This window comes from Paenibacillus albiflavus, assembly GCF_004344915.1.
GTDB lineage: Bacteria > Bacillota > Bacilli > Paenibacillales > NBRC-103111 > Paenibacillus_AM > Paenibacillus_AM albiflavus.
This window is the reverse complement of sequence record NZ_SKFG01000001.1, coordinates 478440-504964: the sequence shown is the minus strand read 5'-3', so window position 1 is coordinate 504964 and position 26525 is coordinate 478440. Positions and strand designations below refer to the sequence as shown.

Genomic DNA, 26525 nt, shown 5'->3' with positions numbered 1-26525 from the left:
TGTAGGCTAAAGCTAATTTGAAAGAATTATTTGAAATGTCTTGTCAATGTATGACGACGGTAATAAACTTAAGTTTGGCACCAGCATAAGCCTCATATCATAATTAGATTAAGGAGATTTATCATGACAGTTCCCACTATAGATCAGCAAGGCTTGAGCTCGGAAGCCATGCTTAAGATGCTAACGGATTTAAAACAATATATGCAAATGCAGCAAGACAAGACACGTGAAAGTCAATTCGAAGGATTAATTCGCAAGCGTGAGCAGAATCGATTCTATATATCTTTTTGCGGACATTTCTCTGCAGGTAAATCCACATTGATTAACCATTTATGCGGAAAGTCCCTGCTTCCGTCATCGCCAATTCCTACGAGTGCGAATATCGTTTCAATTGCCAATGGTCCGATTGGGGCCGTCGTGTATGAACGTGATGAAGCAGGTGATTCGGCGACGAAGAAGTCGATTCCGTTAGAAGAATTAGCTGCATATTGCGTAGATGGCAAAGGGATTGAGCGTGTTGAGATTACACATGAACTGCCGTTCTTGGGTGATGACGGCGTATTGCTAGATACGCCTGGCATCGATTCAACGGATGATGCGCATCATATGGCAACGGAATCGGCGTTATATCTAGCTGATGTCGTATTCTATGTGATGGATTATAATCATGTACAATCTGAAATGAATTTATCTTTTGCGAAGCAGATGAAAGAGCGTGGAAAGCCTTTATATCTGATCGTGAACATGATCGATAAGCATAGAGAAGAAGAGCTGCCGTTCAGTACATATCGTGAAGGAGTTGCGAGCGCGTTTCATGCGTGGGGAATTAAACCCGATGGTATTTTATATGTAACGATGAAGGCGCCACAGCATCCGCATAATGAGTATGGGAAGCTGCGCGCGTTAGTCGCGCAGTTGATTGCACAAGGCGCCGAGCTCAGCTCGTACAGCGTAGATGAGGCGGCACGCCATCTACTGGAGGAGCATCGCGAGGCGCGCGCGCAGCAGCTGGCCCCGCGCATTGCCGAGCTTGACGAGGCAATGCGTGGCGAGGGCGCAGCGCTAGCGGAACAGCGGGCGGAGCTGCAGCGGATCGTCGCTGCAGCGAAGGAAGAGCCGCAGCGGCTGCAGGCCGCGCTGCGGCGCGAGGTCATTGGCATCGTAGACAATGCCAATGTGACGCCTGCGGCGACGCGCGATGTCGCGCAGCACTACCTGCAAAGCCGGGCACCCGGCTTTAAGGTAGGCTTCTTGGCGCGCGCCTCCAAAACAGCAGCCGAGGCAACGGCTCGGCTGGACAAGCTGCACGTGGAGCTCGTCAGCAGTGTGTCCACACAGCTGGAGCGCCACTTGCAGTCGCTGCTGCGCGAGGCTGTCAGCAAGGGTGGCTATAGCAGCGCACCCTTGCTCTCGCCCGAGATCGATGCCATCCATTTGGAGCTAACGCCAGAATGGCTTGCGGGTCAAGTGAACACAGCAGCAGTATTCGGCAATGAATATACGATTAACTATATGAAGCAAGTAGCAAATGAGATCAAAGTCATCTATCGCAAGAAAGCGTATGAAGTGATAGATCTGATCATGGATGAAGCTGAGAAGTCGATGAAGCAGCAGGAACAAGCACATTTACAAGAGATTGCTTCGCTAAGTGAACGATTGGCCGCCTATGATGGGATTGTGCAGCTTAAAGCACAAGAGGCGAAAGAAGATCAGCAGTTATATGCGCTGTGTGGTTCTGTCCGTGCTAGGCTCCCTGAGCTTCCTGATTTGGCTAATTTAGCTGTGATGAGTGATAATGAGCCAACCACTGTGCCGTTGCCTACAGCATCTATTGACGTTGTTCTCCAAGCCTCTCATACGATAGAGCATTTGGACCAGCAGGGTAGTGATGCTTCAATAGACGTTCCATCATCACAAGTGAAATTACCGAGAGCGGATGAGGTTAAACAGCGCGCTGCAGCATTCTTGTCTGCGGCAAGTACGATGGAAGAAATACCTGCCTTAAAACAAATCGCTCGTTCACTTGCAGATAAAGCGAATCGATTGATGAATCAGACCTATACGATTGCTCTATTTGGTGCGTTCTCGGCGGGTAAATCCTCGTTTGCTAACGCCTTGATCGGAGAACGTGTACTGCCTGTATCTCCGAACCCGACAACAGCTGCGATAAACCGCATTATGGCGCCACAGCCCAATTGGCCGCATGGAACAGCCAAAGTGACCATGAAGAAGCAGGAAGCGCTTCTGAGCGATGTCATCTATTCACTTGAGCTATTAGGTGTTAAAGTGACACAAATGTCCGAGGCACTTCAAGCGATTGCTAGACTATCGCCTGATCAAGTAACTGCCAAGGCGAAGCCTCATTATTCGTTCTTGCGTGCGGTGCTGAAGGGCTGGAGCGATGCAGAACCGTTACTTGGAAGCGAGGTCAGGGCGAATCATGAACAGTTTACAGCGTATGTAGCGGAAGAGAGCAAATCATGTTTTATTGAAGGGATTGAATTGTACTATTCTAGCCCGCTTACAGATCAAGGAATTGTATTCGTTGATACGCCTGGCGCGGATTCCATCAATGCACGTCATACGGGCGTAGCGTTCAATTATATTAAGAATGCAGATGCGATTTTATTTGTTACTTATTACAATCATGCCTTCTCACACGCGGATAAAGAATTCTTACTGCAGTTAGGTCGCGTGAAAGATGCATTTGAACTGGATAAAATGTTCTTTATCGTAAATGCGGCTGATTTAGCTTCGTCAGAGGAAGAGCTTAACGGTGTAGTAAAGCATGTTGAATCCAATCTACTTGCACATGGAATTAGACATCCGCGCATTTATCCTATATCAAGTCAGAACGCGGCGGATGGCAAGCTTAAGAAAGATCAAGCATTACTTTATAGCTCGGGTATTCTGCCTTTTGAACAAGAATTTACTTCTTATGCTTTCCAAGAGCTTTCACAGATTGCTATTCAGTCTGCTGAAGCAGAGCTTCAGCGTGGTATTCATGCTCTGGACCGCTGGATCAAGGATATGCAGTCTTCAGATGAGGAGCGCAGTAAGCGTATTTCACATCTACTAGACATGCAAGTGAAAGCTATGAATGCAATCGAAGCAGGCGCTACTGAGGAATTACAGCGGGAGATTAGAAGAGAGATATCGGAGCTGCTCTATTACGTCAAACAGCGTACGATGTACCGTTATAGCGAGTTATTTGCGTATGCGTTCAATCCGTCCGTTTTCCGAGATGAAGGAAGAGATTCCAAAACGATAATGGCAGCAGCATGGAAAGAATTGCTTGCCATGATCTCATTCGATTTAGAGCAAGAAGGCTTGGCGACTACTTTGCGGATTGAGAAAGCCATCCATTCCCTTATTTCAGCTGAATATGTGAAGTGGGGACAAATCATTCAATCCTTCGTAGAAGACTATGAGTATGAAGGATTTGAGCCTAGTACATTGCCAACACCAGCTATTCGTGTTGAAGTTGAGGCGCCTGAGGTCTCAATTAAGCTTCTATCAGGCTTCTTTAAGAATGCCAAACAATTCTTCGAATCTGATGGGCGATCGAAGCTGAAGAATGAATTGGAGCGCCATATAAGTGAAGGCGTTTCTCGTGAAATGATTAAGTTAGAGGCAAAGTTAATCGAGATCTATTGCGACTATCTGGAGGCTGCCATTCAGAAGTATAGAGGTTTGCAGCTGGAAGGATTGGAGGAGCACATTCAAGGCTCTATATCAGCGCTTGAGATGAAAGTTGATTATGAATTTTTGTATGCTAAACGCCAGTCTTTAGCTGTAAAATAGGATTGTCTCGCATATCTGATTACAGGGATACAGTTTAAAAGGCTGAAATAAGAAGTATTTGACGGAATATTAGCTTTTATTTCGATATATTAGGCGTTTTAGCAAGTTAACGCGTGAATTGAATCGTTGCCCGAATGTTGAGAGAATGATAATATGCACTCATTGCTATGCAATAGGTGTAGCTTAACTACATTCGGGAGGTACATTACATGGATGCATTTAGGCAGTTGAAGTCTTTCTATTGGTCCGAGAGAAAATGGTTCATTCTTTCGATCCTGACACTAATACTAGCAACTGCGCTCGGACTAGTATACCCAAATTTATTGCGGTATTTGATCGATGATGTAATTAAGCAAAAGAATTTTGAGTTAGTACCTGTCTTATCGCTTGTATTATTTGGTGTTATTGCAATTAAAGCGTTGATCCAGTTCATTCAAGGCTATAGCGGAGCTATTTTTGGACTGAATACGGCCTTTAACTTGCGGAACAAGCTGTACAATAAGCTGCAGACTTTATCGTTTCAATATTATGACACAGCTCGTACAGGGGAGCTTATGTCAAGGTTAACGGCAGATTTGGAAGCGGTTCGAATGTTCCTTGCTTTTGGATTCGCACAAATTTTGAACATTGTATTAATGGTCACCTTAGGAATGGCAATGATGCTATCGATCGATTGGGTGCTTACTTTGATCACGATGATTACGATTCCGTTTCTTGTTATGACTGCGCTATCATTTGAGAAGAAGGTTCACCCTTCGTTTCGTAATGTTCGGCAAGCACTATCGATGTTAACGACAGCTGTCCAGGAGAACATCATGGGCGTTCGTACGGTTAAATCGTTTGCTGGTGAAGACAATGAGACGAAGAAATTTGCAGAACGCAATGATGGTTTTCGTTCCAAGAATATTCAGACAGCAGGTATTTGGTCCAAATATTTTCCGGTCATGGAGCTTATCGCCAACTTAAGCGTTGTGATCCTACTAGCAGCCGGAGGATATCGAGTCATTCAAGAGCACATAACTATCGGGGAATTCGTAGCGTTCTTCAGTTTAATCTGGTTCATTATCGGTCCAATGTGGGGATTAGGCTATCACATTAACAACTACGCCAACTGTAAAGCATCAGCTGAGCGGATTATTGGTTTGTTGAATGAACATGTAAACGTTCAGGATGTGGAGAATCCAATCGTTCTGTCGAAAGATACGATAAAAGGCCATGTTCGATTTGAAGATGTAACATTTTCTTACCGAGATAGTGAGCCTTCCGTTCATCATATCAATATCGATGCACCAGCAGGATCTGTGATTGGTATTCTTGGCGGTACAGGTTCAGGCAAATCGACGTTGATTTCTTTACTGATGCGTGCCTATAACGTTAACGAGGGTAAAATCACCCTCGATGGTGTCAATATTCGTAATTACCAGCTTCAAAGCTTACGTAGAGAAATTGCTACTGTGTTCCAAGAGACTTTCTTGTTCTCGTCCACGATCCGCAATAATATTGCTTATGGTGCCAAGAATGTCACGATGGATGAAATTATCAAAGCAGCTAAATTGGCGCAAGCACATGATTTTATTATGGAGCTGCCACTAGGCTATGACACGATTGTCGGAGAGCGGGGTCTTGGACTCTCTGGTGGTCAGAAGCAGAGAATTGCAATCGCAAGGGCGCTCGTCATCAATCCGCATATTCTTCTGCTTGATGATGCTACAAGTGCAGTGGATATGGAGACCGAGCATGAAATTCAATCAGGTTTCCGTGAACTGATGAAAGGTCGTACAACATTCATTATTGCACATCGAATCTCATCTCTAAGGAATGCCGATGAAATTATTGTGCTTGATAAAGGACGAATTGTACAAAGGGGTAAGCATGAAGAGCTTATTCAGCAAGAAGGACCTTATCTAACAACCTATAATATCCAATATGCGGATCGACCTAAGCAATCGGAGCTAGATTCTGTTCCAACTGCAGGCAAAGGAGGTTCGCGCTAATGGCTGAGACGATGAAACAGCAGGCTGGTCAAGCAAGTACAGAAGGCAAGCAGGAACGATTCGTATATCAGGACGATACGCTCATTGACAAGAAGTTCGATTGGAAGCAGATTAGGCGATTAGCGACCTACATGAAGCCTTATGCGAAACAACTTTTGCCGATTATCATTATCATGATGATTGTCGGTACGCTGGCTAAATTGATCTATCCACTTATTGTCTCTTATACAATCGATAATGCATTAGAGAAGCATGATCTGAAGCTGCTTATTTGGATGGTCGCTATCCTGTTTATCACCTATATTGTGCAATGGATTGCGAATACGCTCAAAATTAAGTACACCAATATTATTGGAAATAACATTATTTACGATTTAAGACATCATTTATTTTCTCATATTCAGAGTTTATCTTTCCGCTTCTATGATACTAGGCCTGCAGGTTCGATTCTGGTACGGATTACGAACTACGTAAACTCTTTGCAAGACTTGTTTGCCAATGGTGTTGTCAATCTGATGATCGATATCGTGCAATTAATCGGAATCGTTATTATTTTGTTAACGCTTAATTTCAAGCTGGGACTTGCGATCATCTGTACAGTGCCTATCATGTTCTTCGTTTCTACGAATTTGCGTAAGCATATTCGTCTTGCTTGGCAGCTTGTTAACATTAAACAATCGAGACTGAACTCCCATTTGAATGAAAGTATTCAAGGGATGCGGGTTACACAAGCGTATACGCAAGAACAAGAGAATATGAAGTTCTTTTATGAAATGAATAGTGATAATCGCAAGACTTGGAGAAAAGCGGTTAAGCTGAACAATATGTTCAATCCCATCATTGAAATTACGGGAGCAATCGGTTACTGTATTCTATTCTGGTACGGTTCACATCTCATTGGTCTTGATGAAATGTCAGTTGGTGATCTAGTCGCATTCTCGTCGTTTATCGCTTTCTTCTGGGATCCAATTAACCGTATTGGTCAAATGTATACACAGCTCTTACTCGCCATGGCATCCGCAGAACGTATTTTCGAATTCATTGATGAACAACCCGTTGTCGATGAAAAGGATGATGCGATTGAGCTGCCTACGATCAAGGGTGACATTAAATTAGATAACGTAGTTTTCGAATATGAGAAGGATCGTCCAGCACTTCGTGCAGTATCACTCGATGTGAAGTCGGGACAATCCATTGCCTTAGTTGGACATACAGGTTCAGGGAAAAGTACAATTATCAACTTGATTTGCCGTTTCTATGATGTTGTAGGTGGAAGCGTGCGAGTAGATGGACATGATATTCGGGATATTACGATTAATAGTCTCCGTTCTCAGATAGGGATCGTGCTGCAGGATACATTTATCTTCTCTGGAACGATCAAATCGAATATCGCTTTCGGTCGTCCTACAGCAACGGATGAAGAGATTATTGAAGCAGCCAAGGCTGTTCATGCACATGAATTCATTATGAGCTTGCCAGACGGATATGAGACAGAGGTTGAGGAGCGGGGCAGCGTGCTTTCGATGGGTCAGCGCCAGTTATTGTCCTTCGCGAGAGCGTTGCTTGCAAACCCTCGTATTCTGATTTTGGACGAAGCAACAGCGAGCATCGATACCGAAACCGAACTCAAAATTCAAGAAGCGCTTAAGACACTTCTTAAAGGTCGTACATCTTTCATCGTTGCGCATCGCTTGTCTACGATTAGACATGCCGACAAAATTGTCGTGCTTGATCATGGTAGAAAGATGGAAGAAGGTTCACATGATGAATTAATAAAGCATCAGGGAATCTATTATGGCTTAATTCAATCACAATATCGTTTCTTAGAAATGTAGTTTCTATTACATTCCTAGCACCATATAGCCTTTGCTTTGAAGTCCAGTTGATGGATTGTCAAAGTAAAGGCTTCTTTATTTTGTAGTTGCAATCAACTGCTGATACAATAAGGGAATATCGGTAACAAAATTATACAAATTCTATTATATATAGGAGGGATCATATGAAATCGTCACGTATACTATGGAGAACTATTGCAATTGTCTCGGTAGTGCTCACTATTCTGTTTGTTGGTGGATTCGTCTATGGAATGAAGCAAGTGCTGTACCCAGAAAAATCCGCTAATGGTCTAGTACCCACCCCTTCTGTTGAAACAGAGACGAAGGAACAGCTTGGCAGGGATAATAAAATTGCCATTGTTGCGATTGGAGATTCGTTAACTTCTGGGACTGGCGACACGACAGGTAAAGGGTATGTTCTTCGATTGCGTGATAAGCTGGAGGCACAATCAGGCAAAGAAACACATGTGCTGAATAATTTGGCTATACCTGGGTATCGCGGTGAACAGCTTCTGAAGGATTTGAAGACGAAGAAAGTGCAAGAAGCGCTTAAAGATGCTGATCTGATCGTGTTCAGTATCGGGGGAAACGATATTTTTCAGAATACAAGTGGATTTACAGTGGTTGGCAATAATATTGAATTCAACCCAGAGGAGTCTATCGCATTAATTGATCCTGCGCTTAAAGTGGCAAAGGAAATCGTATCTGAGATTCATCATGCGAATCCAGATGCAACTGTGTTGTATCTTGGTTTATATCATCCGTTTCTGGATATGGATAAAGACAAGTTAGGCAGTCTAGGCGTACAAACGTTCAACGACGGCATGTTCCGGATCTTAAATCAATATCAGAATATGATATTTGTTCCAAGCTATGATCTGTTTGAACGTAATGGAACACGTTTCTTATTTACGGACCATTTTCACCCTAATGGAGATGGTTATGAACGAATCGCAGATCGAATGGCACAAATTCTACGATGATGGGATGGGGAGAAGGTGACAGTAATGGCGCAGAATAAAGAAATTGTATTATCAGTTCAGAATCTGAAGAAGAGATTTCGGGATAAAGAGATCATTAAGGGAATTTCGTTTGATGTATATGGTGGAGAAATTTTTGGGTTCCTAGGACCTAACGGATCAGGCAAAACGACGACTATTCGGATGCTAGTCGGATTAATCAAGCCTTCAGAAGGAACGGTTGTCGTATGTGGTCATGATATTCGGAAGGAACATAATGAAGCGCTGCGCAAAGTGGGCTGTATCGTTGAGAATCCTGAGCTGTATCCTTATTTGACGGGGTGGGAAAATTTGGAGCATTTTGCGCGCATGCTGCAGGATGTTGGCGAGGACCGTATCCTAGAAGTAGTAGAAATTGTTGGACTTGATCAGCGAATTCATGATAAGGTGAAAACTTATTCTCTTGGCATGAGGCAGCGACTGGGGATTGCTCAGGCCTTGCTTGGTCGTCCCAAGCTGTTAATTCTAGATGAACCGACCAACGGTCTTGATCCGCAAGGCATCAAAGAAATGCGTGAGTTTATCAAGCGTCTTGCAGAAGGCGGACTCTCCTTGTTCGTATCTTCTCATTTACTTAGCGAAATTCAGCAAATGTGTGATCGGGTTGCGATTATTTCTCGAGGACAAGTCGTTCAGGTTGGTGAAGTAGAGGAGCTTGTTAGCTCGGCAGGCAGTAAAGTGATTTGGACGGTAGAACCAGCAGCACAAGCAATTGAAGTTTTGTCTACCATACCTGAGCTGCAGCTCATCTCTGAACTGGTGGAAGAGGGTGTGGAGCGTGAGGTTCGGAACAAGCAAACAGATCAAGCTTACATACAGCAAGTGAACTTGAAATCTTCCTTTGTTACTAGTGTACAGTCAGGCGATATTCCGAAGGTAAATGAAGCGCTCGTTAAAGCAGGTGTGCGCATCTACTCCATTGAAACGAAGAATCCAACACTTGAAGATCTATTCCTCGGGTTAACTGGAGGTGAGCGAATTGAATAATTTGATTCAGCTTGTAAAGAACGAATGTATCAAGATGATTAAGAAAAAACGATTTTATGTCGTATTATTAATATTAATCGCTCTAATTCCGATGTTTACTTATGCACAATTGCGAGTAGCTGAGAATAATCAGAAGCAATTCGGTACGACAGATTGGCGGGCGGAACAGCGGCAGAAGGTAGCTGATTGGTCACGTGCGTTAGGATCGCCTCGTATCGCTCAGGAATGGAAACAGAACCTGAAAGTACAAATTCAGCTAGCTGAGTATTATTTGGACAAAGATGTTGATCCTAATGCACCAAACGCGGTTACTTTTACACGAGAATTTACCAAAAATGCGATTTCTCTCTTTATTCCGCTCATTGTAATGGTCATTGCTGCAGACATTGTTTCATCTGAATTTGGGTCGGGCACAATTAAATTATTGTTGACAAGACCTGTTTCACGGTGGAAAATCCTTATGAGTAAGCTGATCACTTTAATTTTCTTCGTATCGCTTATCGTTTTCTCGACAGGACTGTTATCCTATCTGATATCTGGGCTTGTTTTTGGCTATGGCGGCTGGGATTTGCCAGTTTTTATTGGCTTCAACACAGTCGGAACAGAGGTAGATTACACGTATGTCCGTGCGATCGATCAATGGCTATTTATTCTTATGGAATTTGGTCTCGTATGGTTTGTTGGATTCGTAGTAGCGGTATTGTCTCTGATGTTTTCTGTCTTAATTCGATCCACAGCAGCAGGAATGGGAATCATGCTTGCCGTATTAATATCAGGAACAATTCTTACGAATATGGTATCATCTTGGGAGTCAGCTAAATATTTGTTCATGGTTAATTTACGATTAACCGATTATTTAACAGGTGCAATGCCGCCGATTCAAGGGATGACTTTAGGCTTCTCCCTACTCGTACTATCCATATGGACACTAGCTTCTTTAGTGATCTCATTTACAGTTTTTACAAGAAAAGATGTATTAAATTAAGGGGGATTCTAGGTTGGCCGATCAGCTCGATTTGTTTACAGGTGAAGATTCATCCGCACAAGCTTCAACGGATTATGGTGCAGATGATATTCAGGTACTAGAAGGACTGACTGCTGTACGTAAACGTCCCGGTATGTATATAGGTTCGACAAGCTCCGCGGGCTTGCATCATTTGGTCTGGGAGATTGTCGATAATGCAGTGGATGAGCATTTAGCCAAACATTGCAACAAGATTACCGTAACTCTACATAGAGATGGTTCGATTACTGTGTTTGATAACGGGCGGGGAATTCCAACAGGGATGCATAAAACAGGCGTTCCTACGCCGCAAGTTGTTTTTACGATACTGCATGCCGGAGGCAAGTTCGGCGGTGGCGGATATAAGAAGTCTGGTGGTTTGCATGGTGTAGGCGCTTCCGTCACGAATGCTCTGTCTGAATGGCTGGAGGTTGAAATTTACCGTGAAGGTAAAATTCATAAGCAGCGCTTTGAATATTGGGTAGATGCGAGCGGCAAAGAACATGTGGGAGAGCCGACGACAAGCCTTGAAGTGATAGGTACGACGAATCGGACAGGTACTAAGGTTACCTTTAAACCAGATAAACGTGTATTTGCAGGTGGCATAGCGATCAACTATGATACATTAACCGAGCGCTTGCAGGAAATCGCGTTCCTGAACTCAGGTCTTGAAGTCATCGTGAAGGATGAGCGCGGGGATAAGAATGAAGTAACCTTCTTGTATGCAGGCGGAGCTAGCGAGTTTGTTCGCTTCTTGAATGAGGACAAAACAACGCTTAGCGATGTTGTGCATTTCTATGCAGAGAAGGATGATATTGAAGTTGAGGTAGCGCTTCAATATAACGATGGCTATACGGAAACCATTGCCTCCTTCGTAAACTCTATCCCGACTCGGGGTGGCGGTACGCATGAGACAGGCTTCAAAACAGCCTATACACGTGTAATGAACGATTACGCGCGTAAGAGTAATATTTTGAAAGAAAAAGATAAGAATCTAGATGGTACTGACCTTCGTGAAGGTATGATGACCGTCATCAATATCAAAATGAGTGAAGTTGAGTTCGTGGGTCAGACAAAGGACCAGCTAGGCTCAGCTTCTGCCAGAAGTGCTGTGGACTCCGTTGTGTCGGAGAAAATGGCGGTATTTCTGGAGGAGAATCCCGCTGTTGCTCAGAACATGCTCAAGAAGGCGGTACAAGCCTCCAAAGCACGCGAGGCTGCTCGTAAAGCACGCGAAGATATTCGTAATGGCAAAAAAGGCCGCAGCGAGAGCTCAAATCTGAATGGAAAGCTAACGCCTGCGCAATCGAAGGATCATGCACGTAATGAATTATTCATCGTGGAAGGGAATTCCGCGGGCGGTTCTGCCAAGCAAGGTCGCGACTCCAAATACCAAGCGATTCTACCGCTTAAGGGTAAGCCGATGAATCCTGAGAAAGCTAAGCTTGCGGACATTCTCAAAAACGATGAATATCAAGCAATTATCGCTTCGATTGGCGCTGGAGTAGGCTCTGAGTTCGACGGGGAAGAGAGCAACTACGGCAAAATCATTATTATGACGGATGCCGATACGGATGGTGCACATATTCAGGTGCTACTGTTAACGTTCTTCTATCGCTATATGAAGCCGCTCGTCGATATGGGTAAAGTGTATATTGCACAACCCCCGCTTTACAAAGTGACCAAAAAAAGTGGTAAGAATACGATGATGCGTTATGCGTGGACAGATGAGCAGTTGCAAGCGATTACGAAGGAATTCGGTAAAGGAATTGAGCTCCAGCGTTATAAAGGATTAGGTGAAATGAATCCGGAGCAGCTCTGGGAAACGACGATGAATCCTGAATCTCGTACACTTCTACAAGTGCAGATCGAAGATGCAGCAAAAGCTGAACGCCGTGTGTCGACCCTAATGGGCGACAAAGTAGATCCGCGTAAGCGCTGGATTATCGATAATGTTGACTTTACGGAGTTCGATGAATAATAGAAAGGTGGAAGAGACGAGAAGATGGGCATTTTAGAAGAATTTTTACCTGCTTATCTGGAAGAGGTAGTTGGCGAACGTTTTGGTCGCTATTCTAAATATATCATACAAGATCGTGCTATTCCTGACGTACGTGACGGACTGAAGCCCGTTCAGCGGCGTATCTTATATGCGATGTATGACTCAGGGAATACCCCTGACAAGCCATATCGCAAATCAGCCAAAACGGTCGGTGATGTGATGGGTAATTATCACCCTCATGGCGATACTTCGATCTATGATGGTATGGTGCGTATGGCACAACCTTGGAAAATGGGGCATATGCTCGTTGATGGACATGGTAACTGGGGATCGATTGATGATGATCCGCCGGCTGCTATGCGTTATACAGAGGCTCGGTTATCGGAGATTGCACTTGAAATGCTTCGTGATATTGAGAAGCGCACGGTGCCTTTTAAAGACAATTTCGATAACACAACCAAAGAGCCTGTCGTTCTACCTTCTCGCTATCCGAACTTACTCGTAAATGGTGTAAGTGGGATATCTGCGGGTTTTGCAACGGAAATTCCTCCGCATAATATGCGTGAAGTGATAGATGCTTGTATCGCGATGATCGATCAACCAGGTTTAACTGTTAATGAACTGATGGGCATTATCAAAGGACCTGACTTCCCAACTGGCGGCATTATTATGGGGGAAGAGGGGATCAGAGAAGCGTATCGAACAGGCAGAGGACGTATTTATATTCGTTCCAGAACCGCTATCGAGGATATGAAGGCGGGAAGAAAACAGATTGTCATCACGGAAATTCCTTATGGTGTGGTCAAATCGCGGCTTGTGACTTCAATCGAGAATATTCGTTTGGAGAAGAAGGTTGAAGGCATACAAGAGGTTCGTGATGAAAGTGGTCGAGATGGATTACGAATCGTGATCGAGCTGCGGAAAGATGCGGATAGCAAAGGAATTCTTAACTATTTACTTAAGAAAACAGATCTGCAGATTACTTACAACTTCAACATGGTAGCGATCGTGAATAAGGCGCCGAAGCAATTAAGTCTCCGTGAAATTCTGGAAGCTTATATTGAGCATCAGAAAGAAGTTGTGACCTACCGTACACAATATGATCTAGACAAAGCGCTGGATCGTGCGCACGTATTAGAAGGACTTGTTAAGGCGCTTAATATATTGGATGAGGTTATTGCGACGATCAAAGCATCCAAGAATCGCCAGGACGCACAGCATAACCTAGTAAGCCAGTACGGCTTTAGCGAGCGTCAAGCGGATGCGATTTTGACGCTGCAATTATATCGTTTGACAAACTTAGAGATTACGACGCTTGAAAAGGAAATGAAGGAAACCCAGAAGACAGTTGATTACTTGCAAGGGATTCTGGGTTCGGTGACAAAGCTGCTAGGTGTGATCAAAAGTGAGCTTACCGCTATTCGAGCTAAGTATGGGATCGATCGCCGCTCTGATATTCAGGGTGAGGTAGAAGAGCTGAAAGTTAATCTGGAAGTGATGGTTACACCAGAGGATGTGCTCGTCACCTTGTCTCATGAAGGATATATTAAGCGTACTTCCATGTTGTCATTCACACGATCTGGAGGAGAAATTGAATCCTCAGGTGTGAAGGAAGGCGACTTCATCAAGTATGTCGGTGAGGTTAATACAATTGATAACCTGCTTGTATTTACGCAGCGCGGACAGTACTTTATGCTTCCTGTTCATCAAATTCCAGATTATAAGTGGAAGGAATCGGGTACAGCAATTGTGAATATTATTCCGATTGCCAAGGAAGATCGTATCGTTTCAGTGATTGCAGTTAAGGATTTTGAAGCACCTTCACAAACGCTCGTTTTCTTCACGCGCAAAGGTCAAGTGAAGCGCACAGAGCTGAAAGAATATATGACGAATCGATCTAATGCGATTGTTGCATGTAAACTGAATGATGGCGATGAAGTCGTTCAGGTATCGCTAAGTGATTACACCAAGCAAATTTTACTTATTACAAGTAAGGGAATGTGCATACGTTTCCGTGAAGATGAAGTGAATGCTATGGGACGTGTTGCAGCAGGTGTAAGAGGCATCCAACTAAAGGATGATGAAGTGATCTCAGCGCAATTTGTCCAAGAGGATGAGGGAGAACTGCTGGTGATTTCTGATATTGGATATGCGAAGCGAACCCTACTCTGTGACTATCCGCTTCAAGGACGCGGCGGTAAGGGAATTGTTACGTTCGAGTTCAAGGAAGGCAAGCGCGTTCGCTCGAATGGTACTTTACTCATTTGTACTTTCATCGTCAAGCTGGATTATGAGCTTACGGCCATGCTCAAATCAGGCGAGGTCTTACGATTCTCAACGGAGACAGCACCGCTGGATGATCGCAAATCGACAGGTAAGCTGCTCATTCCAGTTGGCAAGACAGATTCGATTGTGGAAGTACTGCGATTGCCGCAAGGATAAATCAGAAATATTGCATGAAAAGTATGCTCTTCGCTTGCACTTACGTGTAGGCAAACGAAAGGACTGTCCGTAAGTCTATATTGAACGGGACAGTCCTTTTGTTTGTATTATAGAATTTATAACATTCGTATTATACTTTCTAAGTAATACCTTAAGAAACGAACCCGCCTTTAAGGCGGTGAAACCGTTTCTTCTTGAGTATTTGTAAATGTCTTTTCATTCTGATTGTACGTGATATAATAGAACTAGAATAATTTGGTAATCGATGTTTCGGGAGTGATTGATGAATGTACTCAAACGAGTTTGCCAAGCTGTGGTTTAAGCTATCCAAGGAATTCAAGTCGCATATGGAAGATAGACTATCACCTTCATTAACAGAAGGTCAGCTTATTGTGCTTGAGTTAGCGACAACACAAGAACAAATGAAACCGTCTGATTTTATCGAGCATTTGGAAACGACGCCTGCTGCAATTACAACGCTGCTGGATCGTATGGAAAAAAATGAGCTCATTACGAGACAGCGTGATGAGAAGGATCGCCGTATTGTCTGGATACATGTCACAGACAAAGGAAAAGCGGAATGTGCGAGAGGAATAGCGGTTCGTGAAGAACTGTTGAACCACTATTTAAATCGCATATCCGCTCATAATCAACAATTGCTCATCTATTTACTTGGCAAGGTTGCGAATTAACTCCGACCATAAGAACCAAGGATGCTGTTCGCCGGGTAAAGATGAGAACCGAAGACTTTCTTTCGTCGTAGGATGCTCAAATGCTATTTGATTGGACCATAAGGCAATTTGTTGTCCTGGCGTATTGAGATGCGCGCCATATCGTTGATCCCCATATAAGGGACAACCTATTGCTGCGAACTGCACGCGAATTTGATGCGGGCGCCCTGTGTGAAGCTTAACTTGAACCAAAGACAGACCCTCTGAGGAGGCTAGCGTTTGGTAATCAAGTATAGCTTCTTTTGCTCCGTTCACCTTGGGAGACACAACAGATACCATGTTTGTCTTCGGGTCTTTTAATAGATAGTGTTTAAGTGTTGCATGCTTTTCCTTTGGTTTCGTATGCACAACCGCAAGATACGTCTTATCAAAATGCCTGGTACGGATAGCATCCGATAATCGCGATGCGGCTTTGGAAGTCTTGGCAAATACCATGACGCCGCCAACAGGCCGATCCAATCGATGGACGAGCCCGAGATATACATTCCCAGGCTTGCCGTATCGACGTTTAATATCTTCTTTTAACACAGATAGAATATCTGGGTCACGAGAATCATCTGCTTGAGAAAGCATATTTACAGGCTTCTCAACAACAAGCAGATGGTTATCCTCATAAATAATAGGGATACTAGCCCCTTCATTACTATGTTTTGGTCCCGCCACGCTTTATGCCTCCCAGCGCCCAAGGATTCCACAAGGTAATACAAGTCCTGATTTGGTTATCGGCAATCCGATTTCTCCGCTCGTAATCTTTCCGCCAAATTTATCTTTCATCGCCATGGACAGGATATTATGGAGCACAGTCGACGAAATTCCTGTTGTATATGAGTTGATTAGCATAAATAGAGGGTTGTCCGACAAAATGCCCATACAAGATTGAATGAACGGGAATAAATCATTCTCAAGCTTCCATGTTTCTCCACTTGGTCCACGTCCATAGGATGGTGGGTCCATAATAATCGCATCATACTTCGAACCGCGTCTTTGCTCACGTTGAACGAATTTGAATACATCATCCGTAATAAAACGAACGGGATGGTCGGCTAACCCGGATAATTGAACATTCTCTTTCGCCCATTGCACCATACCTTTGGCTGCATCCACATGACACACGCTAGCTCCAGCATATGCGCATGCAACGGTTGCTCCGCCTGTATAAGCAAATAAATTAAGGACTTTAATCGGTCGATTGGCGGATTGGATTTTATTAATCATCCACTCCCAATTGACAGCCTGCTCAGGGAACAAGCCTGTGTGTTTAAATCCTGTTGGTTTAATATGAAACCGAAGGTCATTCCAGCCAATCGTCCACCGCTCAGGCAGATCAGGTTTGAAATCCCATTGCCCGCCGCCGCTGCTGCTTCGATGATAATGTCCGCCAGCTTGACGCCATTCATTGCTTTCATTCAGTAATGGCCAAATAATTTGAGGGTCTGGTCTGCGCAGCACATGCGATCCCCAGCGTTCCAGTTTTTCACCGTTTCCTGTATCTAATAATTCGTAATCCTTCCAATTGTCCGTCAAAAACATGATTCGCGTTCCTCCATGTATGTATCAAAGTTCTAACTACATATTGTACATGAGTTCGCCTCAATATCCAACAGTAGAGAACTCTTCAGACAAAAATTTAATATGCTGATGAATGAATTTGGATATATTACCAATATTCTAGATTATATCCATTCTAATTTATCGATTATAATGATGATATGCACAAAGTTAGGGGCAGGTATTCATAAATTGTTCAATTCCCGATTACTGATAACAATTATCATTGTGATAAAATAAATGATGTGAAGTTGATCGTTTCTCTGAAAGGAAGTGTACCATGCAAATTGTGGTTGTTGGCATGAACTATCGAACAGCTCCAGTTGACCTGCGCGAGAAGTTCACGATTTCTTCAGATAGATTGCCGCAAGCGCTTCTAGATTTTAAGAATACCAAAGGTATTCTAGAATGTGTAATTGTAGCCACATGTAATCGAACTGAGATCTACGCAGTCGTAAATCGTTCGAATTCGTGTGTTGAAGATATAAGTGGATTTATGGAGGATCAATTCGAGATTCCGAAAAAACAGTTTCGAAATTATATATATATGTTGGAGAAAGAAGAAGCAATTCAACATCTATTTCGAGTAGCATCAGGTTTGGATTCCATGATCGTCGGTGAAACTCAAATATTAGGGCAAGTAAAGGATGCCTTTTTCTTAGCTCAGAAGCTTCATATGACGAGTACGATTTTTAATGGCTTGTTCAAGCAAGCAATTACGTTCGCTAAGAGGGCTTATAGTGAAACAACAATTGGTGATCACCCGATCTCGGTATCCTATGCAGCTGTGGAATCAGGCAGACAAGTACTGGGAACTTACCTTGGCAAGAAGGCGATGGTTATTGGCGCGGGTGAGATGAGCGAGCTAACAATCAAGCATCTATGTGCAAGCGGTATTGAGGACGTTTATGTCATTAATCGAACTTATGAACATGCTGTAAAGCTTGCTGAACAATGTGGAGGAACTCCATTCCCATGGGATCAGATGCTTGATTGTATCCGTGAAGCAGACATTGTGATTTCTTCTACAAGCGCTGCTAATTATGTAGTAACCAAAGATATGCTCGCTGCAATTGTGACTGAGCGCGAGAATCGCCCCCTCTATTTAATGGATATCGCTGTACCGCGTGATTTCGATCCTGCAATTGCTCAATTACCGAATGTGTACTTGCGCGATATCGATGATTTACAGCTGCTCGTTGAGAAGAACCTGTCTAAACGTAGAGACGAAGCTAAGAAAATTGAAGCGCAAATCGAGAGTCAATTGAGTGAATTCGAAGCGTGGATGCAATCATTAGAAGTTGTTCCCGTCATTCAAGCACTTCATTCTAAAGCGAAAGTTTTACATGAGGAGACGCTGGATAGTTTGTTTAAGAAGCTTCCAGATCTTGATGAACGAGAAATGAAGGTCATACGAAAATTAACGAAAAGTATTGTGAACCAGATTCTGCAAGATCCTATTCTCCGAATTAAGGAAATGTCTACGGAAGAGAACAAGGAGGAAGCCTTGAGCTTTTTCACCAAAATTTTTGCATTGGAGGAACACATGCATGCGTACGATCAAAGTGGGAACCAGACAGAGCGAACTAGCGTTGACACAAACAGGGCAAGTGTTGGAACGCTTGCGTGAGTTAAGCCGCGAGCATCAAATAGTATGTGAATTTGAGATTGTGAAAATTGTAACCAAAGGCGATCGTATCCTAGATACGATGTTGTCAAAGGTAGGCGGCAAGGGCTTATTCGTCAAAGAAATTGAGCAAGCCTTAATGGATAAGGAAATTGATATTGCTATCCACTCGATGAAAGATATGCCGTTTGCCTTGCAAGATGGATTGACAATAGGCGCTATTCCTGAGCGTGAAGATGCAAGAGATGTGATCGTGTCCAAGGACAATGTATCCCTTGAGCATTTGCCAATTGGTGCGTTAGTTGGGACAAGCTCATTGCGTCGTGCTTGTCAGGTGATGAATCTGCGTCCTGATCTTCGCATTGAATCAATTCGGGGAAATATTGATTCGAGATTAAATAAACTGCATACCTGCAGCTTTGATGCGATCCTGCTTGCAGCCGCTGGCCTCAAGCGGATGGGTTGGGAAGATCGCATCTCAGCGCATGTGGCAATCGAGCAGTTCGTCCCTGCCGTCGGGCAGGGAGCGCTTGGCATCGAATGCCGCAGCGATGACACGTTCATGCTGGAGCTGCTCGCGCTAATCCAGCATGAACCAACTGCGCTCGCCGTTCGAAGCGAGCGCGCGTTTCTGGGCAGCCTGAATGGAGGCTGCGAGGTGCCAATCGGCGCGCATGCTACGATTGATGCAGACGCGACGACGCTTACAGTTACAGCCATTGTCGGCACGCCTGATGGCAGAACCTTGCTGCGCGAAACGTTAAGCGGCTCATCGACCGATCCTGAAGCGCTTGGAATTGCAATTGCAACGAAGCTTAAGGAACAAGGCGCAGAGCAAATATTAGCATCTGTTAGAGAGAGGGGTTAATACGATGAGTTTTCCAATTGTTCGCCATAGAAGATTACGCAGTTCAGCTGCGATGCGCAATATTGTGAGAGAGAACAGCTTGTCTGTTCATGATTTGATCCAGCCTATATTTGTGACAGTAGGCCATAATATTAAAGAAGAAATCCCATCGATGCCTGGTGTTTATCATTTTTCCTTAGATCGTTTGGATGAAGAGTTGCATGAAATTGCTGCCTTAGGCATTCAAGGCATTCTATTATTCGGTGTGCCAGATTCAAAAGATGAAGTAGGCTCATCAGCTTATGATGATAATGGGATCGTGCAGCAAGCAACGAGAAGAGTGAAGGCACTATATCCTGACATGCTGGTCATCGCGGATACTTGCTTGTGTCAATTTACAAGCACGGGACATTGTGGTGTCATTCATCATGATCCAAATACGGGACGTGCAGATGTGACGAATGATGAGTCTTTGGCGTTATTGACCAAAACTGCCGTATCTCAAGCACGCGCAGGCGCTGATATTATTGCTCCATCGAATATGATGGATGGCTTCGTTGCTGCGATTCGTGAAGGGCTAGATGAAGCGGGACTATCCCACATACCGATTATGTCCTACTCTGTTAAATATGCTTCTGCGTTCTATGGTCCTTTCCGTGACGCTGCTCATTCAGCACCGCAGTTTGGAGATCGCAAAACTTATCAAATGGACCCTGCGAATGCGCGCGAAGCGCTCCGTGAAGCAGAGAGCGATGTAATCGAGGGTGCCGATTTCTTGATGGTGAAGCCAGCATTAGCGTATATGGATGTAATTCAATTGCTCAAGCAAAACTATGATTTTCCAATTGTTGCTTATAACGTTTCAGGAGAATATTCCATGATCAAAGCAGCAGCAAGCAAGGGATGGATTGATGAGCAAGCGATTGTAATGGAGATGCTGGTAGGCTTTAAACGTGCTGGTGCGGATATTGTTCTTACTTATTTTGCGAAAGATGCAGCTGGCTGGCTCAAACAGAAGTAATACAAGTTGCAGCCGATTAAATTTATAAATTGAAAGTGGTGCTTTATGAGCTACAACGATACTTTTCTTCGTGCTTGCAGACGGGAGTCAGTTGATCGATTGCCTGTATGGTATATGAGACAAGCGGGTCGCTATGATCCAGAATATCGGAAGATCAAAGAGAAATATTCGCTATTGGAAATATGCAGACAGCCTGAATTAGCAGCGGAAGTTACGATGATGCCTGTTCGCAAGCTAGGTGTAGATGCAGCTATTCTGTATTCAGACATTATGAATCCAGTTGCTTCAATCGGGATTGACTTTGATATCGTCGCGAATATCGGGCCGGTTATTCATAATCCTATTCGGTCAATGGCTGATGTCGAGCAACTTCAACCGATCGATGTTGATCGTGATTTAAATCACATCATGCAAACTATTCAAATTTTGGATAAAGAGCTGGAAGTCCCTTTAATCACATTTGCGGGAGCGCCTTTTACGATTGCTTCTTATTTGATTGAAGGCAAGCCTTCCAAAACCTATATTCGAACTAAAACGATGATGTACAGCGAACCGAAGATTTGGTTTGCGCTTATGGATAAACTGGGTGATATGATTATTACTTACTTGCGTGCACAGGTTGCAAATGGGGCGAAAGCTTTCCAATTATTCGATTCGTGGGTAGGCTCACTAGCTCCTGTAGATTTTGAGAAATATGTGCTTCCGACGATTACTCGAATTTTTGAAGCCTTATCGGATTTGAATGTGCCCAAAATTTATTTCCCAGGTGTGGCATCAGGTGAGTTATTGCCAACACTTCGTGGTATTCAAGCTAATGTAATTGGTCTTGATTGGCGAGTATCGATTACAGAAGGACGTCGTAGAGTTGGGGACAATTACGCTGTTCAAGGTAATTTGGACCCGTTCGTACTCACAGCACCTATGGATATCATAGAGAAGCAAGCCAAAGCAATCATTGATGCAGGTTTGGAGAAGCCAGGCTTTATTTTTAATTTGGGACATGGTTTATTTCCCGAGGCTTCACTTGAGAAATTACAACAATTAACTGCTTATATTCATTCATACTCAAGTACTGTTCTTGCACAGCGATAAGAGCTAGTTATGGGATAGGAGAGAAGTCTATTGTCTAAAGAGCAAATCGGTGTACTCGTTATGTCGTATGGAACACCTGAGAAAAAGGAACAAGTGGAAGCTTACTATACGCATATACGTCGGGGAAATCCACCAACTCCTGAACAGCTAGCTGAGCTGACAGGGCGTTATGAAGCGATTGCTGGCGGTGTTTTCCCGTTAAGAGAAAATACGAATCGTCAAGTCGAAGCACTGCAAGAGACGCTTAATCGTGAACATCCGGAATATGATTTCCGCTGCTATCAAGGTCTTAAGCATGCAAGTCCATTTATTGAAGATGGGATTAGCCAAATGGCTAAAGACGGGATCAAACGCGCAATTGGTATAGTCCTTGCACCGCATTATTCGGTAATGAGTATCGGTGGCTATATCCAGCGAGCGAAAGCCAAAAGCGATGAGCTAGGTATCGAACTAACTTGTGTTGAGAGCTATCATATGCATTCTAAGCTGCTTACACTTCTTACGGAAAGAGTTCAATCGGCTTTACAGCGCTTTGATGGCGAGAAGGTTCGAATGATTTTTAGTGCGCATAGCTTACCTGCCAAAATCCTGGAAATGGGCGATCCCTATCAAGATCAATTGCTCGAATCATCCAAAGCTGTGGCAGAAGCAGCAGGGATAGAAGAATGGCAATTCGCTTGGCAAAGTGCGGGCCGTACTGCTGTGCCTTGGCTCGGTCCAGATATCACAGATGTCCTAGCTACACTACACCACGAGGAGCAGGTTAAGAACGTTCTTCTGTGCCCAATTGGATTTGTATCTGATCATTTGGAAGTTCTCTATGATGTCGATATCGAATGTCAAGCAATATGCAAGGGGCTAGGCATGCATTTAGAACGTACAGAATCGCTAAATGATCATCCATTATATATTGAAACACTAAGCGATTGCGTATATCAGCTATTGAAACAATAAAGGGAGATGGATGTGCGAATGAACGAACCAACTCAAATCACAATCATTGGCGGTGGCATAACAGGACTCAGTACTGCATTCTATTTACAGAAAGAGCTAGCTGATCAGCAAGTAAATGCCCAAATTACCGTTGTTGAAGCATCCTCTGCTTTTGGCGGTAAAATAAACACGATGGAAAAAGACGGAATTGTATTTGAGAAGGGTGCAGATTCATTTCTTGCACGTAAGCTCCCGATTATCGAATTAACGAAAGAGCTTGGCTTGGAAAATGAACTCACAGGCACGAATCCGAATGCCAAGAAAACCTATATTCTTTACAAAGATAAGCTGCATCCGATGCCCCCTGGTCTCGTGCTTGGAATTCCGTCGGAGCTTAAACCCTTCATGAAGACCTCCTTGATCTCACCGTTTGGCAAGCTGCGTGCGGCAATGGATCTTGTGCTGCCACGGCGTAAAGAAGTAGCAGATGAGTCGCTAGGGTCTTTTCTTGAACGCAGGCTTGGCAAAGAGGTATTGGAGAAAATTGCAGAACCATTACTAGCTGGCATATACGCAGGGAATATGCATGCGTTATCCTTGCAAGCCACTTTTCCACAGTTCGGTGAAATGGAGCAAAAATTCGGCAGTCTCATTCGCGGGACAAGCAGCAATCGCAGCAAGACTGCACAGAATTTACCCGGTCTTCCGCCAGCAGCAAATAAATCGATGTTTTTGACGTTTCGTAAGGGGCTAATGACCTTGATTAATGGTCTTATAGCTGCCCTGCGTGAACAGAACGTAGATCTTCGTCTGAATACTCCGGTTGCTGGGGTGGCAAAGTCTAATAGCAGTCAGAGCTCCAGATACAATATTACCTTTGCAGATGGGCATGAAGAGCAGGCTGATGCGGTAATCGTTGCGTTGCCTTCTTATCATGCAGCTGCATTATTGCAGGAGCCTTCAGCCAAAGGATTTTTGGAAGAACTCGATTATGTGTCTGTGGCGAATGTCGTCCTTGCTTTCAACCGTAAGGATGTCAATTTTACATTCGATGGTAGTGGATTCTTAGTTCCGCGAAGTGAAGGCAGATTTATTACAGCATGTACATGGACTTCTAATAAATGGATGCATACCGCCCCAGAAGATAAAGTTCTCATTCGGTTCTATGTCGGACGGGCTGGTGATGAACGCTGGAGAAGTATGACAACGGAACAAATTGTATCTGAAGTACGTAAAGATATGCTTGACATCATGGGTCTAGATGCAGAACCAATATTCCATGAAGTAACTCCGCTTGAACGTTCTATGCCGCAGTACGGGATTGGACATTTGGATAAGGTGGCTAAATTCCGTGAGGACTTGAAGATGAACCTTCCTGGTTTACTTGTAACAGGTGCGGGCTTTCATGGTGTCGGACTGCCAGATTGTGTGCGGCAAGGAAAAGAGGCGGCTAAGGAGCTCGTTCATGAGCTTATACAATATCGTTCCAGCAAAGCTCAATCAGAAAGTGAGGACAGCGCATGAGCATGACTAACGCGGGTAGTAATTCGAAATCAGAAGTGGCTTTTGCTGAGGCAAAGCAGTTTATCCCAGGAGGGGTGAATTCTCCTGTTCGTGCTTTCAAATCAGTTGACCGCTCCCCATTATTTATGAAAAGCGGCAGTGGGTCACGCATTGTAGACATCGATGGCAATTCATACATTGACTATATCGGATCATGGGGTCCGCTTATTATGGGACATGCCCATCCAGAAGTGATCTCAGCTATCCAAGAGGCGGCAATTTATGGAACGAGTTTCGGTGCGCCGACTTTGCTGGAAACAGAGATGGCCAAGCTTGTGATTGAGCGCGTACCTTCGATTGAGATGGTCCGCATGGTTAACTCAGGTACTGAAGCCACAATGAGTGCATTGCGTCTAGCTAGAGGTTATACGAAAAGGAATATTATTCTCAAATTCGAAGGCGGCTATCACGGTCATGCGGATGCATTACTCATTAAAGCTGGATCGGGAATAGCTACACTAGGGCTTCCAGATTCACCTGGAGTTCCTGACAACGTAGCAAGCAATACGATAACTGTCCCTTATAATGATCTTGCTTCTGTTCAAGCAGCATTCGAGCATTATCCTGAACAAATTGCCGCTATCATTCTGGAGCCAATCGCGGGTAACATGGGTGTAGTTCCGCCTGTTGCTGGGTTTTTGCAAGGATTAAGAGATTTAACGACACGGTATGGCGCTCTTCTTATTTTTGATGAAGTAATGACAGGGTTTAGGGTTGGTTTGCATTCAGCTCAAGGACGCTTTGGCGTTACGCCAGATCTTACTTGTCTAGGGAAAATTATTGGCGGTGGATTGCCGGTTGGCGCTTATGGCGGCAAGAAGGAAATCATGGCGCATATTGCGCCAAGCGGTGCGATTTATCAGGCGGGTACCTTATCAGGCAATCCGCTGGCAATGGCAGCTGGACTTAAGACGCTGGAGTTGCTTGGACGAGCTGGCGTATATGACGAGCTTGAACGCAGATCGGCAAGGCTCGAAGAAGGCTTCCGTCAGAGTGCGGAAGAGATTGGCATTCCAATCAGGATCAACCGTGTTGGTGCCATGATCAGCGTGTTCTTTACTGATCAAGAGGTCATCGATTATGCATCGGCTAGCACATCAGATCTCGTCCGATTTAAACAATATTTCTCTCATATGTTGGACCAGGGCATCTCCATTGCCCCTTCACAATTTGAAGCTTGGTTCATCTCGGCTGCTCATACAGACGAAGATATTGAACTAACTATTACAGCACATAGGGAAGCATTAAAACGATTAGCGATTTGATAAATTGAGGAGGCAAATACATGAGTGAGGCTGTTGAAACGTTAGAAGGATGGTATGCTTTACACGATTTTAGAAAAATGGATTGGCAAGCATGGAAATCAGCATCCAGCAGTGAGAGAGAAGCAGCAGAGGCTGAATTAGCAGCTATGCTTAAGAACTGGCGTGAGGTGGAAGTGAGTAAGCAGGGTTCAACTGCATTCTATGCAATCGTTGGTCAAAAGGCGGATTTCGTGCTCATGCACTTGCGTGAAACATTAGAGGAGCTTGAAGAGCTCGAGACAGCCTATAATAAGTCCGCAATAGCGAAATACACATTGCCTGTCTACTCCTATGTCTCTATCGTAGAGCTTAGCTCTTATATGGCTGCGCCTGGTGTGGATCCGATGTCTGTGCCGCAAATCGTGGAGAGACTTAAGCCTGAGCTGCCTAAGTCTAGGCACATCTGCTTCTATCCAATGAATAAGCGCAGGGATGGCAATGATAACTGGTATATGCTCAGCTTAGAAGAGCGTAAGAACATGATGCGTTCTCACGGGATGATTGGCCGTTCATATGCAGGCAAAGTGAAGCAAATCATTACAGGCTCAGTCGGTTTCGATTTATGGGAATGGGGCGTTACTTTATTTGCAGATGATGCCCTACAGTTCAAGAAGCTTGTATATGAAATGCGCTTTGATGAAGTAAGTGCGAGATTTGGTGAGTTTGGTGATTTCTACGTAGGTAATTTAATGACAGACGCTAAACTAAAGGCTATGCTGCAAGTCTAAATATTGATCACTAAGGAGCTGTCTCATGATGAGGCAGCTTATTTG

19 protein-coding genes are annotated in these 26525 nt (G+C 44.1%); 17 read left to right on the top strand and 2 right to left on the bottom strand.

The window, feature by feature from the left end:
- Positions 1–123: 123 nt before the first annotated feature.
- The 9 genes from E0485_RS02415 (at position 124) to E0485_RS02375 (ending at position 15778) form a co-directional block, all read left to right on the top strand.
- Positions 124–3804, top strand: a complete 3681-nt coding sequence (locus E0485_RS02415; RefSeq protein WP_132416158.1) for a dynamin family protein — start codon at positions 124–126, stop codon at positions 3802–3804.
- Positions 3805–4013: 209 nt separating this feature from the next.
- On the top strand, positions 4014–5798 hold the full coding sequence (locus E0485_RS02410) for an ABC transporter ATP-binding protein (protein ID WP_132416156.1): 1785 nt from the start codon (positions 4014–4016) through the stop codon (positions 5796–5798).
- On the top strand, positions 5798–7633 hold the full coding sequence (locus E0485_RS02405) for an ABC transporter ATP-binding protein (protein WP_235857357.1): 1836 nt from the start codon (positions 5798–5800) through the stop codon (positions 7631–7633). Before E0485_RS02410 ends, E0485_RS02405 begins: the two co-directional genes overlap by 1 nt.
- Before the next feature lie 164 nt (positions 7634–7797).
- Positions 7798–8616 carry a GDSL-type esterase/lipase family protein gene (locus tag E0485_RS02400; RefSeq protein ID WP_132416153.1) on the top strand — a complete coding sequence of 273 codons (819 nt, stop codon included), beginning with the start codon at positions 7798–7800 and terminating at the stop codon, positions 8614–8616.
- A 24-nt stretch (positions 8617–8640) separates the two neighbouring features.
- Positions 8641–9639 carry an ABC transporter ATP-binding protein gene (locus tag E0485_RS02395; RefSeq protein ID WP_132416151.1) on the top strand — a complete coding sequence of 333 codons (999 nt, stop codon included), beginning with the start codon at positions 8641–8643 and terminating at the stop codon, positions 9637–9639.
- Positions 9632–10624, top strand: coding sequence for an ABC transporter permease (locus E0485_RS02390; RefSeq protein ID WP_132416149.1), 993 nt, complete (start codon positions 9632–9634; stop codon positions 10622–10624). The genes E0485_RS02395 and E0485_RS02390 overlap by 8 nt, the downstream gene beginning before the upstream one ends.
- 13 nt (positions 10625–10637) lie before the next feature.
- Complete coding sequence (gene parE, locus E0485_RS02385; RefSeq protein WP_132416147.1) at positions 10638–12623, top strand: DNA topoisomerase IV subunit B; 1986 nt, start codon at positions 10638–10640, stop codon at positions 12621–12623.
- Between the two features lie 24 nt (positions 12624–12647).
- Complete coding sequence (gene gyrA, locus E0485_RS02380) at positions 12648–15086, top strand: DNA gyrase subunit A (RefSeq protein WP_132416145.1); 2439 nt, start codon at positions 12648–12650, stop codon at positions 15084–15086.
- 287 nt (positions 15087–15373) lie between these two features.
- On the top strand, positions 15374–15778 hold the full coding sequence (locus E0485_RS02375) for a MarR family winged helix-turn-helix transcriptional regulator (RefSeq protein WP_132416143.1): 405 nt from the start codon (positions 15374–15376) through the stop codon (positions 15776–15778).
- Here the strand turns inward: E0485_RS02375 and E0485_RS02370 are convergent.
- Positions 15755–16480: an RluA family pseudouridine synthase gene (locus E0485_RS02370; protein ID WP_132416141.1), complete on the bottom strand. Its 726-nt coding sequence runs from the start codon at positions 16478–16480 to the stop codon at positions 15755–15757. The two genes, E0485_RS02375 and E0485_RS02370, sit on opposite strands and share 24 nt — an antisense overlap.
- Before the next feature lie 3 nt (positions 16481–16483).
- Positions 16484–17347, bottom strand: coding sequence for a class I SAM-dependent methyltransferase (locus tag E0485_RS02365; RefSeq protein ID WP_132416139.1), 864 nt, complete (start codon positions 17345–17347; stop codon positions 16484–16486).
- Between the two features lie 298 nt (positions 17348–17645).
- Here E0485_RS02365 and hemA point away from each other — a divergent pair, with 298 nt between their 5' ends.
- The 8 genes from hemA to hemQ are packed head-to-tail and all read left to right on the top strand — an operon-like array spanning position 17646 to position 26480.
- Complete coding sequence (hemA, locus tag E0485_RS02360) at positions 17646–18995, top strand: glutamyl-tRNA reductase (RefSeq protein WP_132416137.1); 1350 nt, start codon at positions 17646–17648, stop codon at positions 18993–18995.
- Positions 18916–19860 (top strand): hydroxymethylbilane synthase, encoded by a 945-nt coding sequence (hemC, locus tag E0485_RS02355; protein WP_132416135.1) that lies wholly within the window; start codon positions 18916–18918, stop codon positions 19858–19860. The genes hemA and hemC overlap by 80 nt, the downstream gene beginning before the upstream one ends.
- Positions 19861–19864: 4 nt before the next feature.
- Positions 19865–20860, top strand: coding sequence for a porphobilinogen synthase (hemB, locus tag E0485_RS02350; RefSeq protein ID WP_132416133.1), 996 nt, complete (start codon positions 19865–19867; stop codon positions 20858–20860).
- A 45-nt stretch (positions 20861–20905) separates the two neighbouring features.
- Complete coding sequence (hemE, locus tag E0485_RS02345; RefSeq protein WP_132416130.1) at positions 20906–21952, top strand: uroporphyrinogen decarboxylase; 1047 nt, start codon at positions 20906–20908, stop codon at positions 21950–21952.
- 60 nt (positions 21953–22012) lie between these two features.
- Positions 22013–22906 (top strand): ferrochelatase, encoded by an 894-nt coding sequence (hemH, locus tag E0485_RS02340; protein ID WP_235857376.1) that lies wholly within the window; start codon positions 22013–22015, stop codon positions 22904–22906.
- 18 nt (positions 22907–22924) lie between these two features.
- Positions 22925–24409, top strand: a complete 1485-nt coding sequence (gene hemG, locus E0485_RS02335) for a protoporphyrinogen oxidase (protein WP_235857356.1) — start codon at positions 22925–22927, stop codon at positions 24407–24409.
- The gene (gene hemL, locus E0485_RS02330; RefSeq protein ID WP_132416124.1) at positions 24406–25713 is read left to right on the top strand and encodes a glutamate-1-semialdehyde 2,1-aminomutase; all 1308 of its coding nucleotides are present in this window, start codon (positions 24406–24408) and stop codon (positions 25711–25713) included. The genes hemG and hemL overlap by 4 nt, the downstream gene beginning before the upstream one ends.
- A gap of 20 nt (positions 25714–25733) precedes the next feature.
- The gene (gene hemQ / locus E0485_RS02325; RefSeq protein ID WP_132416122.1) at positions 25734–26480 is read left to right on the top strand and encodes a hydrogen peroxide-dependent heme synthase; all 747 of its coding nucleotides are present in this window, start codon (positions 25734–25736) and stop codon (positions 26478–26480) included.
- Positions 26481–26525: the final 45 nt, after the last annotated feature.

Bases quoted from the DNA above. Each gene is read 5' to 3' on its own strand.
- E0485_RS02365 (WP_132416139.1), bottom strand. From the start codon at position 17,347: ATGTTTTTGACGGACAATTGGAAGGATTACGAATTATTAGATACAGGA.
- E0485_RS02400 (WP_132416153.1), top strand. From the start codon at position 7,798: ATGAAATCGTCACGTATACTATGGAGAACTATTGCAATTGTCTCGGTA.
- E0485_RS02410 (WP_132416156.1), top strand. From the start codon at position 4,014: ATGGATGCATTTAGGCAGTTGAAGTCTTTCTATTGGTCCGAGAGAAAA.
- hemQ (WP_132416122.1), top strand. From the start codon at position 25,734: ATGAGTGAGGCTGTTGAAACGTTAGAAGGATGGTATGCTTTACACGAT.
- hemB (WP_132416133.1), top strand. From the start codon at position 19,865: ATGAGTTTTCCAATTGTTCGCCATAGAAGATTACGCAGTTCAGCTGCG.
- hemL (WP_132416124.1), top strand. From the start codon at position 24,406: ATGAGCATGACTAACGCGGGTAGTAATTCGAAATCAGAAGTGGCTTTT.
- hemG (WP_235857356.1), top strand. From the start codon at position 22,925: ATGAACGAACCAACTCAAATCACAATCATTGGCGGTGGCATAACAGGA.
- E0485_RS02405 (WP_235857357.1), top strand. From the start codon at position 5,798: ATGGCTGAGACGATGAAACAGCAGGCTGGTCAAGCAAGTACAGAAGGC.
- hemE (WP_132416130.1), top strand. From the start codon at position 20,906: ATGAGCTACAACGATACTTTTCTTCGTGCTTGCAGACGGGAGTCAGTT.
- hemH (WP_235857376.1), top strand. From the start codon at position 22,013: ATGTCGTATGGAACACCTGAGAAAAAGGAACAAGTGGAAGCTTACTAT.
- gyrA (WP_132416145.1), top strand. From the start codon at position 12,648: ATGGGCATTTTAGAAGAATTTTTACCTGCTTATCTGGAAGAGGTAGTT.
- E0485_RS02375 (WP_132416143.1), top strand. From the start codon at position 15,374: ATGTACTCAAACGAGTTTGCCAAGCTGTGGTTTAAGCTATCCAAGGAA.
- hemA (WP_132416137.1), top strand. From the start codon at position 17,646: ATGCAAATTGTGGTTGTTGGCATGAACTATCGAACAGCTCCAGTTGAC.
- E0485_RS02415 (WP_132416158.1), top strand. From the start codon at position 124: ATGACAGTTCCCACTATAGATCAGCAAGGCTTGAGCTCGGAAGCCATG.
- hemC (WP_132416135.1), top strand. From the start codon at position 18,916: ATGCGTACGATCAAAGTGGGAACCAGACAGAGCGAACTAGCGTTGACA.
- E0485_RS02395 (WP_132416151.1), top strand. From the start codon at position 8,641: ATGGCGCAGAATAAAGAAATTGTATTATCAGTTCAGAATCTGAAGAAG.